General features: G+C 32.4%; 17 protein-coding genes. 10 read left to right on the forward strand and 7 right to left on the reverse strand.

The window, feature by feature from the left end; genetic code table 11:
- On the reverse strand, positions 1-3627 hold a 3627-nt coding region (locus EVI01_RS07290; RefSeq protein WP_146811590.1), incomplete at its 3' end, for a collagen binding domain-containing protein.
- Positions 3628-3942: 315 nt separating this feature from the next.
- On the opposite strand from EVI01_RS07290, the gene EVI01_RS14070 reads away from it, so the two are divergent.
- Both EVI01_RS14070 and EVI01_RS14075 read left to right on the forward strand, forming a co-directional pair.
- Positions 3943-4434 carry a helix-turn-helix domain-containing protein gene (locus tag EVI01_RS14070; protein ID WP_010751866.1) on the forward strand — a complete coding sequence of 164 codons (492 nt, stop codon included), beginning with the start codon at positions 3943-3945 and terminating at the stop codon, positions 4432-4434.
- 64 nt (positions 4435-4498) lie between these two features.
- Entirely contained in the window at positions 4499-5368 is an 870-nt protein-coding gene (locus EVI01_RS14075) for a hypothetical protein (protein ID WP_244150173.1), read from the forward strand.
- A gap of 125 nt (positions 5369-5493) precedes the next feature.
- On the opposite strand, the gene EVI01_RS07300 is transcribed toward EVI01_RS14075, so the two are convergent.
- The 4 genes from EVI01_RS07300 to rpmG form a co-directional block, all read right to left on the reverse strand.
- Complete coding sequence (locus EVI01_RS07300) at positions 5494-6387, reverse strand: alpha/beta fold hydrolase (RefSeq protein ID WP_025480697.1); 894 nt, start codon at positions 6385-6387, stop codon at positions 5494-5496.
- Positions 6388-6624: 237 nt separating this feature from the next.
- Positions 6625-7170, reverse strand: a complete 546-nt coding sequence (gene nusG, locus EVI01_RS07305) for a transcription termination/antitermination protein NusG (RefSeq protein WP_010751869.1) — start codon at positions 7168-7170, stop codon at positions 6625-6627.
- Between the two features lie 99 nt (positions 7171-7269).
- Complete coding sequence (gene secE, locus EVI01_RS07310) at positions 7270-7440, reverse strand: preprotein translocase subunit SecE (RefSeq protein ID WP_010751870.1); 171 nt, start codon at positions 7438-7440, stop codon at positions 7270-7272.
- Positions 7441-7459: 19 nt separating this feature from the next.
- Positions 7460-7612 (reverse strand): 50S ribosomal protein L33, encoded by a 153-nt coding sequence (gene rpmG, locus EVI01_RS07315; protein WP_002294578.1) that lies wholly within the window; start codon positions 7610-7612, stop codon positions 7460-7462.
- Between the two features lie 160 nt (positions 7613-7772).
- On the opposite strand from rpmG, the gene cbpA reads away from it, so the two are divergent.
- Positions 7773-8414, forward strand: coding sequence for a cyclic di-AMP binding protein CbpA (cbpA, locus tag EVI01_RS07320; protein WP_010751871.1), 642 nt, complete (start codon positions 7773-7775; stop codon positions 8412-8414).
- A 213-nt stretch (positions 8415-8627) separates the two neighbouring features.
- Here cbpA and EVI01_RS07325 read toward each other — a convergent pair whose 3' ends face one another.
- Positions 8628-9131, reverse strand: a complete 504-nt coding sequence (locus EVI01_RS07325; RefSeq protein WP_010751872.1) for a QueT transporter family protein — start codon at positions 9129-9131, stop codon at positions 8628-8630.
- Between the two features lie 310 nt (positions 9132-9441).
- Complete coding sequence (locus EVI01_RS07330; RefSeq protein ID WP_010751873.1) at positions 9442-10371, reverse strand: helix-turn-helix domain-containing protein; 930 nt, start codon at positions 10369-10371, stop codon at positions 9442-9444.
- 351 nt (positions 10372-10722) lie between these two features.
- Between EVI01_RS07330 and EVI01_RS14265 the strand changes: the two genes are divergently transcribed.
- The 7 genes from EVI01_RS14265 to EVI01_RS07365 all read left to right on the forward strand — a co-directional run bounded on the left by EVI01_RS14265 (position 10723) and on the right by EVI01_RS07365 (position 16175).
- Positions 10723-11094 (forward strand): DUF6568 family protein, encoded by a 372-nt coding sequence (locus EVI01_RS14265; RefSeq protein WP_477181429.1) that lies wholly within the window; start codon positions 10723-10725, stop codon positions 11092-11094.
- Between the two features lies 1 nt (position 11095).
- A complete protein-coding gene (locus EVI01_RS07340) occupies positions 11096-11812 on the forward strand; it encodes an ATP-binding cassette domain-containing protein (protein WP_010751874.1) in 717 nt (238 codons plus the stop codon).
- Complete coding sequence (locus tag EVI01_RS07345) at positions 11799-13217, forward strand: hypothetical protein (protein ID WP_010751875.1); 1419 nt, start codon at positions 11799-11801, stop codon at positions 13215-13217. Before EVI01_RS07340 ends, EVI01_RS07345 begins: the two co-directional genes overlap by 14 nt.
- Before the next feature lie 5 nt (positions 13218-13222).
- Positions 13223-13525 carry a hypothetical protein gene (locus EVI01_RS07350; protein WP_010751876.1) on the forward strand — a complete coding sequence of 101 codons (303 nt, stop codon included), beginning with the start codon at positions 13223-13225 and terminating at the stop codon, positions 13523-13525.
- A 504-nt stretch (positions 13526-14029) separates the two neighbouring features.
- Entirely contained in the window at positions 14030-14302 is a 273-nt protein-coding gene (locus EVI01_RS07355; protein ID WP_010751878.1) for a hypothetical protein, read from the forward strand.
- 77 nt (positions 14303-14379) lie between these two features.
- A complete protein-coding gene (locus tag EVI01_RS07360) occupies positions 14380-14763 on the forward strand; it encodes a thioredoxin family protein (RefSeq protein ID WP_010751879.1) in 384 nt (127 codons plus the stop codon).
- A 434-nt stretch (positions 14764-15197) separates the two neighbouring features.
- Positions 15198-16175 (forward strand): diacylglycerol/lipid kinase family protein, encoded by a 978-nt coding sequence (locus tag EVI01_RS07365; protein WP_010751880.1) that lies wholly within the window; start codon positions 15198-15200, stop codon positions 16173-16175.
- Positions 16176-16294 lie beyond the last annotated feature (119 nt).

Raw genomic sequence — 16294 nt, forward strand, 5'->3', positions numbered from 1 at the left:
CACTGGATTGCCTTCGTATGTCGCTGTAGCGACAAGCTGATTGTCTTTTTCAGCAACGTTGACGGTTACTTTTAACTCTTTGGTATCATAGGTGATAGTTTGATCATTTCCAGCTTTTTCACGAATCGTATAGTGATATTCTCCTACATCATTGTAAGTGATCGGATCAAAGTTGACTTGTCCTGTAGCATCATTTTTTTTCGTTTGTATAACGCTACCGTCATCATTCAGTAGTTCAAAGATAAATTCGCTATCTTTCAATTCACGTCCGTTAAGAATTTTTTGAGCAGATAAAACATGGTCTATCTCTTTGATTTCTTTTTGGTTTGCCAGTTCAAAAACATAATTGACTTGCTCGTTAGAAATGGTAAAAGTATAAGGTGTTGCATCTCTCTGATAGCCATCTGGAGCAGTGATCTCTTGAATCATATAATCGCCATAACGTAGGTTATCGATACGATCAAGTGCCACACCATCACTCATGATTTGATTATTTTTAACAATTAAATTTGACAAAATAACTTCATAATTATTTTGTGCATTTTTACGACTTAACTGGAAGATCGCTTCTTTACCAATTCCTGTTTCTCTGCTACCGTCTGTTGATTTGATAGTGATTTCTTTGGTCACAGTATGGATCTCAATTTCACTACCTGTCAAACTAACATTATTAGCTACTCGTTCATTATTTAAGATACCTGGGTCAAGTTGAGTTTGGTAAACGACAAAATATGGTTTATCTATTGTCTCTTCAAAAGCCAAAACTAACGATTGAGTACCGGCAGCTACATCTGTGGTGATTTTTGGATTATCTACCTGATTAAAGTTGATTTTCGATCCTTTTTCCCAAGTTCCATTATTCAATACTGCTTCATAGACTTCTACAACAGGGGAACCATTATTATCAAGTAAAAAGGTTTGTTGGTTGTAGTTGATTGTATCTTTTACAATAGCATTATGGATCTTGCGACTATCGGCATTGATCATTACTTCCCAATCAATCAGACGTTTATTTTCTGCATTCTGACTACCATTTTTCATTAACCAATCCGTTTTAGCGGATTTGTCGACTTGTCCATCCGCCTTCAATGTTGTATCTTGATCAGTCAGCGTAATGGTATTTTTATAGGTAAAAACATCTTCTGCAGCTTCTGCTGAAAGAAAAACAGCTAGTGTTTCAGTCGTTTCTTTTAGTAAAGTGATACGTACTTCTTTAGTGTTTGGATCGTAAGTGTAACTATAATCTTCACCAAGAACTAATTTTTCTTTTAACGAACGTATCTGAGTTGTATAACCAGTGGTGGAAGCAGTATAAACAGCCAGATCTTTAAAAGTTTGTCCTTCTTGTAATTGGTCAACGATAACAGCATCTTTGTTAATCTTTGTATGGTAGGTATTGAACAAAGCCATCCAGTAGACTTGATCGCTTGAGACAGTAGTTTCACCAAAAATGTTACCCAGGTTACGCCCAAATGCTGCTTGTATCGCTTTGGCTACATCTTCACCTTGAGAAATGAACAATCCATATTTCAGAGCATTTTTTAACCAATTTGCATCTAACCATGTATTGGTTTCTGAAGCTTCAGTTTGTTGGTTTCCAGCTACATCAGTATAATGCGCAAAAGCTGAATTACTAAATCGACTACTAGAACTACCTAATGCTATTTGTTTTGGCACGTCAAATCTAGTCTTGAAATTAGCAGTGATCGTCGCCGAAGTTGTTTGGTAAGCTCCTATCATTTCAATACGAAAACCAGTTTCCATTTCTGAGGTGGTACCATCTGCGAGTGTTTTCGTTTCTCTGACGATCGAAACCGTGTAATCGGTATTTAGTGTCAATGGTTCTGTGGAATCACTTGCTGTTACAACTAATGTATCCGCTAGTAATTCTAAAGCGCTACTATTTGCACCTGAAATCAATTGATAACGATCTTCAATAATGAGGTTACTTACTTCTTGTTGATTAGTATTGGTTTCAATTTTCCAAGGAACCGTCAAGTTCTCATAATCTTTAGTACCGCCAGTTTTAACCACTCCGATCGTTTTTGATGGATTGACCGTACCACTGCCAGTTAAAGAAGTATTTTGATTGTCACGAATTGAGGCGTAATTGTTAATTCTCGTATCTGATAAAACCGACTCATATAACTGTGTATCATATTGAATCTTGTAATATCCTGCTTTTGCAAAAGTGAGACTAAAACGAACCACTTCGCCATTTTTGCTCAGTTCATACGTCGGATCAAATGACCAATCCTCAGCTGGCACAGTCACTCCATCTTTGTCTGTAATCTTCAAACTTTCCTTCACAAAAAAATGTGTAGCAGTATTAGGACCATTTCCCGAATAAGTTTGATCTAACACTTTTGCTTGATCTTTATCTAATGTCACAGAAAGTTCCCAAGATGCACGTTTTGTTTCTTGATTATAGCCCGTAAATCGCTTGTACTCAGACTGTTGATCATAAGTGACAGTTGCTTCTGCTGTTTTTTCTTTAAAATCACTACTAGTAATAGTAGCGGTATTCTTGAAAGAAGAGGCGCTAGGATTGGTTACCGCACTATTAATGACAATACGGACTGGTCCTGTCACCGTTTGATTAAAGGTAAACGTATTGTTGGTACTATTAAAAGTATACAGTCCATCAGTACGTACCCATTCATCGATACGCTCATCATAAAGGTAACCTGTTGAAGTAGTACTATATGCTAATCCTTGGGGCATTGGATCAGTCACGACAACATCATGTAATTCTCGTTTTGTCTGATTAAAGATAATTTCCCAGACAACTGACCCGCTAGATGTCACATTTCCTTTCTTCATAATATCTATTTCATAAATTGGCAAAGTAATGATGATCTCATGTCCATCTTGATCATAAATACCCGTGCTGATTGTAACTTCTTCCGTCACAGTAGACACATTTAATTCAGTAACTAAATCAATACTTCCTGAACGATTTGATAGTGTTTGTGCCGCCTCATTAAAGGTTACTGTCAAAACGCCGTCATTTGATAAAGTAAATGTTCCTAACGATTGTCCCCCAGCACGAGCCAGCTCTCCACTCACTTCATTATGGATAGCAAAATATTCTGGAAGTTGATAGGTATAATAATCTCCTGCCTGAATTTCTTCTTCATTTGCCAATGCCCAATCAAAATGGATCTTAATGTTTCCATTATACATCGGTGGATTTTCTGCAGTGAACGGTTGATCACTTAAATCAGTGACACGAACATTCTGGAAAAGTTGAACCCCACGTTCATTCAAATTGGCATTAAGCGCCTCTCTTGTACTGACTGTACTTTCGTCAGGTGCTCGAGGTTGGATCGTATTTTGATTAATTGTATCAGATGGCTGTTCTTCTTGTGCACTGCTTGGCTCGGTTTCTGGAGTGGCGTTTTCAATTGGCTGTGTAGTTGATGATTGCGTTTGTGCGCCGGCGGAGTCAGTTGTAGGCTCCTTAGCAAGTCCATCGGCGGTTGTTTGATTACTAGGCATCGTTTCTGCGGTTCTCGGACTACTTTCAGATGAGGACAATGCCTCGGCAAGAACGATTGCTGGCTCACAAAAAATCGCTCCTAGTAGTCCAATAATATATATATAAATAGAAAATTTATTTTTCATATTAATTCACCCTTTTTGTGTATGATTCTGGCTTTTATTCACCTGGTTTTGGAAATTATTTCACTAAGTTTCATTGTTCAACACTGATCATACGTCACCGAAAAATACTGATTTCTTTTCCTCCTTTCTTCTATTAAAAATGAATAGATTTCTATTTCATGCACCTTATTCTCAATCTATTTAGCATCTATCCCTCACCATTATTTTGCCAAAAAAAAGAAGCATGAAGTATTCAAAAAAAATGACGAGCGTATTTTTTTTGAGTACTTGGAAAACATGATACTATTTACACAAAAGGGGTGGGAGGGAATTCCATTGAGAAATTTATTATCATCTACTTCGCAGAAAAAATTGCAACTTATTGAGTATTTATTGGATGGTTCAAAAACAAGTCTCCATGATTTAGCAATAAAATTTTCGATTTCAATGACAGCAACTAGAAATTACCTTATCGAAATTGCCAATGATTTTTCTTTTCTTGATGTGCAAATGGATGATTTCTCTTTTGTTCAAATTCAGTTGCGGCCTTTTGCCACTTTGATGGACGTTTATAGTTATTTTTTAATTCATGCTTCGGCGTTCCAGTTACTAGAGCTATTATTTTCATCAAACTTTACGAGTTATGAAATGCTAGCACTTGAGTTAAATTTAAGTAAATCATCCATTATTCGTTTAATCAAAAAAATCAATCTAGTTTTAGCACCTTATGATTTTTTTATTGCTACCAAACCCATCCAGTTAAAAGGAAACGAAAAGAATATTCGTCAGTTTTTTTTTGGTTTTTTTCTTAGAGAAATACCAACATGAATTCGTTGATGCAAATAAAAACCAAGAACAGGAATTTTTGAAGATTGCTCACGTAGTAGCCACAATGACTCCTTTGAAGCTTTACTTTTCTGATATCAAAAAAATTGCTTTTGTCATTTATATTAATACAAAGCGCGATCGCCTTACCAAGACACAGGCAACCACAGACCATATCGAGTATTTTCTTGAAAAAATTGATCTCAATGAGTTTGCTGGCTATAATCGCTCCTCTGTCAAAAAAATGGTCGGTTATGCAGTAGAACATGTCATTCAAGATCCCCAAATTTTTCGTGAAACAAAAAATACGTTTTATCAATTAACCAAGCGTATTTTTAAAAAATATAACTATCATGAGGAGGACTTTGCTGAAAAGTTGGATGCTGTCGTCTTTACGTATTTTGCAGGTATTAACTTGAAAGTACCTTACTGTATCTTGGATGATCGCTTTTCTCGTTTCGTCAACAACTGTGATTTTGTGCAACAAGCAGTCAACCAAGATATTATACACTTACTTGTTCGCTCAAATTTGCCGATTATTCGTTCCAATACAATCAATCATTTGATTTATATTTTTCATACTTCATTCCCTAATTTTGCGAAAGAAATCATTGATGCAAATGCCGATTTCAAATTAGCTTTATTTTATGACACGACGAGTTCACATGCAGAATTTATTAAAACGAAAATCGAACAGTTTATTCCCTATAAATTAGCAATTACAGTTTTGAATCCGCTTGACTCTTTCTCTTTGACGATGTTAAATGAATCTTTTGATCTGATTATTGGTAATGTCACTCCTGCTTCACAAAAGAATCTATTTAAATACACAGATATTAATCTAACGACCAAAGACATTGCCTTTATTGGCAGACAAATTCAAAAAAAAGGTATCCGAAATCTACAACAATTAAATGAACAAAAAAGAACAAAATAAACCTTTAACAAAAAAAGACCGAGTATGGCTTTTCCTGTTAAAGGTTTATTTTATAAAGCGGTTATCAAAAGGTGAATCATCATATACAACCAATCAGGTATTCGTCAAACTTGATTTTCACCATATTAGTTGATGTCCCAAATAAATTGACGAATAAGTGTATCTACTTCCTGATTTTCATGGAGCATGCTGTGTGTAGTATTCTCCCCTTTGACTATTCTTTTTTCTACCGCATTTCCATGTTGATTCAATAACGCATAAACAGCCAAAGCGCTACTTAATGGTACCGTTCCATCACTTAAATCCGTGTCATTCAGTTGTCCTGCGAGCAACAAAAACTGAGTAGTGGTAGGCACATTATTAATCAGTTGTTGGTAGTCTTGGTAACGACTTGAAACGACGGCTGGGCCATTTTCTAACTCATCGGTTAAACTTTGGGCACTATTGTCTTCAAACTCATTGAAAGGAGCCCCAATCGCAACAAATTTTTCTACTTTAGGTAATGAAGTATCTTGACCATACGTTGCTAGATAGCGCAATCCACTCACCCCGCCCATGGAATGACCAACGAAATTCACTTGTTCAATTCCATACGTTGCCTGTAAGTAGACCAAACAAGCTTTGATCCACTCAGTTTGATTCCATTCATTGTTTTTATTATCTGAAAATAATACTTGAATCATTGGATTATCTGCTTTTTTAGAAAGTGCCCCTTCACCTTGCACATTTCCATTTCCATCAACCGTTAACGTTAACTCTTTTTTACCACTTTCAGATTCTTCCAATCGTTGGATCATCCCTTTAAAAGAATTGACCGTGCCACTATATCCGTGAAAAAATAAAGTGGGTATAGTAGATTGCTGCTTCTTTTCTTTTGTTTTTTCGGTTGTTTCGACCGTTTTTGTTGACTGAGTTGTTTGTGCTGTTTGCTGGTCAGTTTTCGACTGACAACTGCTAATAAAGAATAAACTAATCAGTAACAACAAGCCAATCCCACCACATTTTCTCCGTTTTTTCATTGTGTCCCCCTTATAAAAACTATATAGACCACTCTTTTGATTACCAAAAGGACCCATATTTTACATTCCCTATCTTTTAGGCTTGCTTGTTCGTTATTGTCTAAAGAAATTCTACAAAAATAAACCGAAATCTCACAAAAATATAAAAATAATTTTTGCAAATCTCGGTTTATTTTTGGAAGTGACATTTATTTGTAGTCGCTTCCTATCCCATTTTCTAGGAACTTTTTATTTCTCTTAGTCGATTTTATCCACTTGGTCAAAGTCAAGTTCGGTGCTGGTTTCACGACCAAACATATCGATATTGACTTTTAATTTTTCTTTTTCTTCATCCACTTCAGTTACTTGACCTTCTAATCCGGCAAAAGCACCTTCGATGATCTTGATCACTTCGCCGACTTCAATTTCTAATTCTGTTTGTCGTAAACTCATACCAATTGAGCGTAAAATATGACTTACTTCTTCTGGTAACAACGGAGCTGGTTTACTACCTGCACCATGTGAACCTACAAATCCTGTCACGCCTGGAGTATTACGAACAACATACCACGAAGCATCGGTCATGATCATTTCTACTAATACGTATCCCGGAAATGTTTTATGAACGATTTCTTTTTCTTTACCATTCTTAACTTCTGTTTCAGTTTCTTCAGGAACAACCACACGAAAAATAAAGTCAGCCATTTTCATACTTTGAGCACGTGATTCGATATTTGCTTTTACTTTGTTTTCATAACCAGAGTATGTATGTAATACATACCAATTTTTTTCAAAAGATTCCATTAAAGGCTCCTCATTTCGTTGTAAAATAAAAAAACCCCAGTTTCCAGAAGTTTTTCTTCAAACTGATTATAGCACTGTTTAGCTGTTTTTACTAGCGTCTTATTTTAAGACTAAGCTAAACAAGCTTTGAATAGCTGTATCCATAATGAAAAACATCACACCAAAGATAATGGATGTTTCGATGACAATCAATGTATCTTTGCGCAACTGTTTACGGTTAGGCCAAGTTACTTGTTTCATTTCGTCTTTTACACTTTTAAGAAACTTCATTCCTTCATCCTCCTATGCTCTATTTTGTTTCCTTATGTAAGGTATATTGATTACAATATTTACAAAATTTATTAATTTCCAAGCGTTCGCCACTTTTTCCTTCACTAACCGATTTGGTGTAGTTTCGAGAACCACAAACGGAACAAGCTAATGCTGCTTTTTTCTTTGCCATCTGCTCCTACCTCCTCACTGAAAACCAAAATCGTACTCATTTACAGTATCACGGAAAAGTTTTTCTGTCAATTCGTCTTTAAAGAACCTATTGTTTTATAATTAATTATGATATGATTAATTTGAAATTAAGTAAAAATGAGATATATGGAGGTAAAACTATGTTACTAAAAACACTGGTATATAAGAAAAAGGATCTAACAACCGTTACAGAAATGAATACTTTACAAGAAGCCTTAGAAGTTCTAGAATCATCTGGCTATCGTTGTGTGCCTATTTTAGATGCTTCAGGGAATATCTTCCGAGGAAATATTTATAAAATGCATATCTATCGCCATAAAGCAAATGGTGGGGATATGAACTTGCCTGTCACTCATCTTTTAAAAAATGCAACAAAATTTATCTATTTAGATACTTCCTTTTTTAAAGTATTTTTCACTATCAAAGAATTACCTTATATTGCTGTTTTGGACAATGACAATCATTTCTATGGCATTTTGACACATAGTACGTTGTTAAACATGCTTTCTCAATCTTGGAGTGTTGAGCAAGGAAGTTATGTTTTAACGATTGCCTCCACTGGAAAACAAGGGGACCTAGCAGCCATTGCAAAAATCGTATCAAAACACAGCAGTATCGCAAGTTGCATTACTTTAGATATCGAAAAAGAAGAATATATCCGCCGTACCTTAATTACATTGCCTGCACATACCGAACAATCAGTCTGTGAGACTATCGTTAACCACTTAGAAAAGAAAAATTATAAAGTCATCGAAATCGAAAATTTACAAAATCCCGAATAAATTTACAATGTAACGACTTTTGATAACCATCTTTTTTCCCACAGCTAGAATATTTTTCCAGTTGAAGGAACAAAGCTTTGTGAATATGTAAAAAAACAGAAGATAAAAGAAAAACTTTTTTATCTTCTGTTTCAATTATTTTGTTCATCTATTTTTTATTCTTAAAAATCAAATACTTTGTAAAAATGTTAAAAATTACTATTTATTCACAATTTACACTCGTTTTTCAAAATCTAATGTGCGATCCAAGTAATACATTAATGGTGCAGAAATCGCCATAACAATAAACTCACTCAATGCTAACGTACCATAAGTGGTCCAAAAAGCACTTCCGCCTGTTGGTACAAGCATGTATGCGATCGTCCCCATACCAACTGTAAAGAAAATTGTATTCAATACCAGGCGTACTTTAACACTTTTTACTCTATTTTGTAACAAAGCAGTCAAGCCTAACGAAATTAAAGTTTGGCCTCCGCCGTACATAACATCTAATAATCCAAAACCAAAAAATGCATTATAAACAATCACTCCGCCTAAAACACCCCAAAGTAATTTTCGATTGAAGACCACTAAGTGATTTAAACTTTCTGAAATACGAAATTGAATGGGACCAGAAGAGACTGGTGCCACTAAAATCGTAAGTGCCAAATATAAAGCCATAATAATTCCATTCACCACAACGACCGTCAATCGCTGGCGTTCTCTTGTTTTTTGCATAAAAATCCTCATTTCTCCTAGTTTTTTTAACGCGGGATGGTTGATGAACCGCAAAGGGTATTATAGCATATTCTCTATGGCGTGAAAATCTTGTTATAACAGTATTTTCATTATTTATTTCCTTGATCAATGTTTATCCCAGCGTCTATACTAAAAAAGACTGGAATAGAAGAGTTTAGCTCCGAGAGATAAGAAAAAATTCATGCAAATTACTTTTTAAATTTTTGTGAATTTCGGCTTATTTTTCAAAGGAATTGCTTCTTGAATACCGTAGATTGTTATAAAAATCCTCACTATTCTACTAAATTCCCTAAAAAAACGATAGCTCATAAGCAGTCAGCTCTTCAAAAAATTGGGGGGTGATATGATAGATTTTTTCAAATTTCTTTAACTTATTTCTAATTTCTTCTATTAATTGTTTTTCTCCTATCAGCTCTAACCCTTTCATAATAGTTAATATCTGCTTTTTTTCTTGGCGACCTTTTCTTTCTAAGTAAAGAATTAATGCATGGTAGAAACGATAAGTTATGCTACTATTATGTACAATAAATGATTCATGCTGCATTTCGTGAAATTTTTCGAGATATTGCTTCGCTAAATGACCGTGTTTTCTCTCTAGCATTAAAAGAAATGCCTGATGATAAAGATAAGATAAAACGGGATTGAAAATCTCATTCCCTTTGATTTTAGCTAACTTATGATTGACTTCTGAAATGCGTTGGCGAATATAAGCTGTATCAAATAAAAAAAGTAATGAAGCAAAACTGACCATTTCAAATCGTCCCCACTCCTCTACTTTTTCCAAATAATCTTTTAAAATTTTTAGATATTCTCTATCCTTTTTATTTAAACTTCTTTCATCTTCTAATCCATTGGACCAATGATAAGTTTTAACGATCAAATAGTTTCTTACATCGGCTATATCATTGGAAACAGCTATTTTTTTTCTAAGTTTTTGCAAATGATATTTTGAAGAAATTTTCTCCTTATTATTTACTTTCATTATTGCATTCATTTCTATGTTTTTTCTCTCAATGGAATCATCTTCTAAATAAAACAAAAATTCATCCACATTCACATTCAATCGATCTAATATTTCCAATAAAATAGTGAACGGTATATTTCTTTCGCCGTTTTCGTACTTTGCGATAGATTCTCTACTAGTTATATTATGTGCTAAATTTTTCTGAGAAAACCCTCTATCTTTACGAATTTTCCTTAACAATTCATGGATTTCCATAATACCTCCTATTATTTATTTTTTTTTATGAGAAAATATGTACCAAAAGAAAAAAAATCATTATTTCTCTTTATAATAATACTTGAGAAAGAAAAAAAAGAAAAGGAGGTATCTTCACATAAATTCATCCTATAGTTGCATTATTTTCAAATTCCACGAAAAGATCAACATAACCATTTTTTAAAATTTCTATTTGTAAAGTGAGTATCTTATGAAAAAATTTTTTTATTCCTTTTTGCTCTTATCTAGTTTAATAAGTAACAGTATCTTATTTTATTCTAGATACTGCTTAAAAGAAGTAAATAATGAACAAAAAAAGAAATAATAACATTAAAACAGTCGTATCCACAAATTTATGATTACTTACCTTCAAAATTACCTTCAAAATTCCTAGAAGAGGTTAAAAATGGAGAAGAAATAATCGTCTATGTTGGGCGATCTTCTTGCAGTGATTGTCTCATTTTTGAACCAAAATTCATTGAAATAATTAAACGTGAACATCTAGAAAATAAAATTTACTATCTAAATATAGCAAAAATTAGGAAAAATGAAAAAGAATGGAACACGTTTAAAAACACATTTGGTATCCAATATACCCCTGCATTAGCAAGATTTAAAAATGGTAAACTATTTTCTAAAATAGAATGGACTCCTGAAAAAGGAGCCGACCTAAATGATTTTGAAACTTGGATAAGTAGTAATGATTTGAATGGGAGGATATAACATGTTAACTGTCGCAAATGTACATTTTTCTTATGAAAAGACGCCGATTTTGAAAGGAGTTTCAATATCTCTTGCCACTCATGAAATTATTGGTTTGGTAGGACCAAACGGAAGTGGAAAAACTACTCTAATTAGAGCTATCATGAATATTTTAGAACCATCTTTTGGAGAAATAAAAATAAATCATAAGCTTAATACACTACCCCAGGTACAAAAAGAGGTCATGTATCTTTCAAGCGATGATGTGTTGCCAGAATTTTTGACAGGACAAGAATATTTATTGTTATTATTATCCCTGTATAAAAAAAATAATAATGAACTTTTACTATCGAAACTTTTGAATTACTATTCTATGGATCATTTGTTTTATAAATTAATTGAGAGTTACTCTCATGAAACAAAGAAAAAATTGCAATTAATTTGTGCTTTTATTATTCAGCCTAATTTATTAATTATTGACGAAACGTTAAATGGCATAGACATTGAAGCGAGAGAAATTACGAAGAGACTCTTAACAAAACTCCTAGAAAAGCATACCGCAATTTTTCTGTGTACACATGATTTTAGTTTGGTGGAGGAACTTAAATCTCGAGCTATCTTAATTCATAATGGTGAAATTTATTATGATTCTAATGAATATCTCAATAATCATCAGAATCTACGAGAAATATTTTACGATATGATAAAAACAGGAGATATTGATTATGATTTGGACTGATTCCAAAGAGTTATTATTACTTTATCTATCCTTTTTTCGAAGAAAAGTTTTAAATGCTGGAATTCTTAAAGAAAAGATAAACAAATATTTTATCCTCTCTATCCTTTTTTTAGTATGGTTTGCTGTAATATTTTTATCCTACTCATTTTTTAATTCGATGATCCAGTTAGAAGAGAATTTTACTCTTATTATCAATTTCTACGCTCTAACTACATTTATCTATTCAATTGTTTCTTTTAGTTTTGTAAAAGTTCTTTTTCTCAAATCCTATGATTTATTGATCATAACCATTCAATTACCCGTATCAAATAAATCTAGAAGAAATTCCTTACTACTTTTCGAATTTATTATCGTTTTTTCTTTTGTTTTTGGATTGATTTCTCCTTTGATTATTGGATTCATTTTGAAAACGAATATAAGTTTCTTAACTAGTATTCTCACAAACACTTTATTTGTTATCCTAACCACCTATTGTGTATTGAATTTTTTCTATCATTTGTTTTTCTATTTTTTTGAAAAAATTAATGTACCACTCAATCACTACTTCATTACTATATTAAGTTTATCTTTATTATTATTAGTCGGAATTAATCAATATAAAAAATGGGGCGAACATTTGATTTCAAATTACTACGGTGAAAAAAGACAATTTATTTTACCTTTGATTTTCAATGACTTATCGAAGAAATATACTTTTACAATAGCAATGGGCATTTGCTTCATTTTAAATACGTTACTTCTTATCTTTACTAGTGTTATTTCCTCTAACCAAGTAATAGAAAATAAGAAATATTTCCAGATTACAGAAAAATCAATCCAAAGCTTTAATTGGAAATTAGCTTATGTAAAACGTACATTTAGATTAAAAGAAAATTATTTGATATTCGGGTTATGTCTCATCGCTTATGCTATTGGATACTTAAATCATTCTATTGTGTCCTCAGATGTATTCTTACTCCTAACTTTTAACAGCTTATATTCTGTCACACAAACAGATAAACTTCGACTTTTATTAAAGATTCACAAAATCTATTCTGCCAAACAAGAATATCTTTTTTTAATCGTTTCAAATTTGTTATTTTCTTATCTATTTTCTTCACCTTTTATTATTTCAGAAGCCTTTTTAGTAAGAGATATAAAAAAACTACTATTGTTTATTTTGTTCGCATTTGTATTAGTTATTTATTTTACAATGATCAGCATTATGTTTCCTCCTACCTTTGATAATCCTATTAGCATAACCTTAGGAATAACAATTACAACCATTTTTTCCTTTTTAATCGTATTAATTTTTATATTTTTAAATTTAACCCAGACAGTACAAGTCTTTTCGATATTTTTTCTCTTGATCGCTATTGTTGTTCAAAGCATTCGCATCCTAAGTCAATATGAAAGGAATGGTTAGTTATTATGATAAAAAAAATTCTTTCGAGTTTTATTATCTCCACCACTCTTGTTGCTATTTTGATGGCTGTTCATTTTCTTGTAGTGTTGTTTTCCTCTCCTGAACCCGGAAAATATCTTGCTTATTTTAAAACAATGTTTTTTGAAAATATAACAAACCCAGATGGTAGTATTACCGTTAGTTTAGGTTTTACAGGAGAAATCCTGCCTATACTAATTTCAATACTATTATTTACCGTTTTCTTTACCTTAACAAGCACTTTTCACTCCATCTTGAAAGAAAGACGCTCTCGCTTATTAGGCAAGTAAATGGTTCAAGTTCTATGTATCTTATTTTGAAAACAATTCTAAAAACTGTAAAAATAATTAATATTATTTTTTTGTTCTGTGCCTTTTTTTTAATTTTACTTAGTATATTCGCTTATGATTTCACACTCATTGCAATAACCTTTCATTTCATAATTATCTACTATATTGGAGTGATTGGCTCATTTATTATACATGAATGGGCTCATTTTAAATTATTAGACTATCTAAAAATCCCCTATTTTTTAGATGTCAAACCTTGGCGAATGTCTTTTGTAACTTTAAAAAAAATGACACCAAAAGTCCAAATAATTATCTCTTTATCAGGACCTTTTTTTTCTGGACTTATCGGATTCTTATTATTGTTCATTAATTACTTTTTAAACTCAGGTATTATCAATTTTCTAGCATATTTATATTTAGCTCATCTACTTTTTTTATTTCCAATTTTCGGAGATGGAAGAAGTATCTTACACGCAATCTATAATCACTTTAGGAGGAAAAAACTTGACAGAAGTAATTAGCAATAAAACAAATCATTTATTGTTTCAAACAAAGTGTTTTTTTGAAAAAAAGAAAACGAGAATCGTTCGTTCTTTAGACAATGCTCTTATTAAATATGATGCTTGGTTTCTTGTGTTACTTGCAGTAATTATGGTATTAGCACTTGTTATTGCGACAGGACTAGCTATTTGGTGTACAGTATATCAAGGAAAAAAATTCTCTGGATCATGGAAATGGGCAAAATCTGGAGTAAGTGTTTCTACAGAATGTAAATAAAATAAACTAAACTTAAATATGCTAGAAGTTGAAAAATATATTCAAAGAGATCAAACTTTGAGAAATGGAAAAAATCTATGAAAAAAATTATTTCTACAAGTATTGTAAGTATTATAATTCTTTCATCAACACTCTTTCTTTTTTTGAGAAATATTGTTGATGAAAATTTTTATCATTCAATAGATGCTAATGAGTTAAATACCTATTTAATAGAGAATAAAGTATATCTATATTTCTACTCTGATAGCTGTGCTAAGTGTATTTTCTTGAAAGAAAGTCTCAGCAAAGAAGATGTTGCTCAAATTATTTTAGGTATAAATATTGATGAAGAAAAAAATGAAAGATTAGTTGAAAACTATGGAATTTCCTCAACCCCGACCTTATTAGAATACTCGAAAGGTAAAATAACTAAACGTATAGAACATTACGAAGATATACTTCAACTTTTATTAAACATATAAACATTTATATTATTATCTAGCAAACTGTCTAAGAACTAAGTATATGTAATGAAACTTAGAACTCTTAAATTTTCTTCATAGCAACTGAAAGAAAATAACTTGCTAGATTTTTTATTTTAATTTTTTTATTTTCATACACTTATGAAATCAGTCTTAGTAAAACTCCCATTCAAACGAATGCTCAATAACTAGACAACGATTTATTTCCGCAAGCTGTTCTTTTTCAAAACCCTTCTTCTTTGCTATAATATCCAAAGGTAAAAATAATATTTATTTTCTTATCTTTGTAGGAAATAAACTATGGAAAACCGACAATAAACATTTTAGTTGCAACTGTTAAGAGGTTTATACAAAAAAATCAATGGAAACTTTTTTATTTTTATCATTGATATTATGTTGTATTTCTTTTCTGAAATGTGTCGCAGGAGGCAAAAATGAACTTCCATTACTATCTATTAGTTAACCAAGCTGCTGGAAGTGGGACTGGCAAAAAAGTAGCAGAGAAAATCATTCCATTACTTGAGCAAAAAAAGCTCACTTATTCTATCTATTATAGCGAGTATAAAGGACACGATGCACAAATTGCTGAAGAATTAGCTAAAAAAACATTAATAGCCTGGACAGAAGAAGTGCAAGAACAAGATAACATATTCCCTCTACTTGTTGTCATTGGTGGCGATGGTACATTGCATCAAGTATTAAATACCTTTTATCATCTAGGCGTTGACTTCCCTGTTGCCTATATTCCAGCTGGTTCGGGCAATGATTTTGCTCGAGGGATTGGCTTACCTAGAAACGCTGTAAAAGCTTTAGAAAATATCTTGAGCACTCATCAACCTCAAGAATTTAATCTCTTATCTTACGAAGAAAAGGTAAGTGAAAAACAAGGAATTGTAGTTAATAACTTTGGGATTGGATTAGATGCTGCAATTGTCCATGCGACTAATCACTCCAATGCAAAAAAACAGTTGAATAAATACCATCTAGGATCATTTTCCTATCTTTTATCTATTTTACGTGTCTTTTTTTGCCAAAAGGGCTTTCCAATTTTAGTTGATATCGGCGGGAAACAAATTGCTTTTGACAAAGCATTTTTATGTACCGCCACAAACCACCCCTATTTTGGTGGGGGAGTGGCCATTGCCCCTACAGCAGAAATTGCTAAGTCAACGATAGATTTGGTCGTCGTTGAGCGAATCAATTTATTTAAAATTCTTTGGATCGTTCTTTTGTTACTACAAAAAAAACAAATGAAATCCAAAAACTTCCATCATTTCACCACAAGTAAATTACGGATCCTTTCTACCGTTCCTCAATATGGACAAGAAGATGGTGAGGATATGGAAAAACAGCCTTTTGATCTGCAATTATCGACAAAGAAACAATTGTTTTGGTGTGAAGTCTTGCGTTGATTTATGTTTCATTCTACTGCTTTTCATATAAGAACAAAAAAATCTCACACCAGATAAAACTGCTGTGAGATTTTTTGCTAATCGATCGAGGTTTAAATACCTCTATAATATATTTTTAA

This window comes from Enterococcus villorum (assembly GCF_007990225.1).
In the GTDB taxonomy this organism is placed as follows: domain Bacteria; phylum Bacillota; class Bacilli; order Lactobacillales; family Enterococcaceae; genus Enterococcus_B; species Enterococcus_B villorum.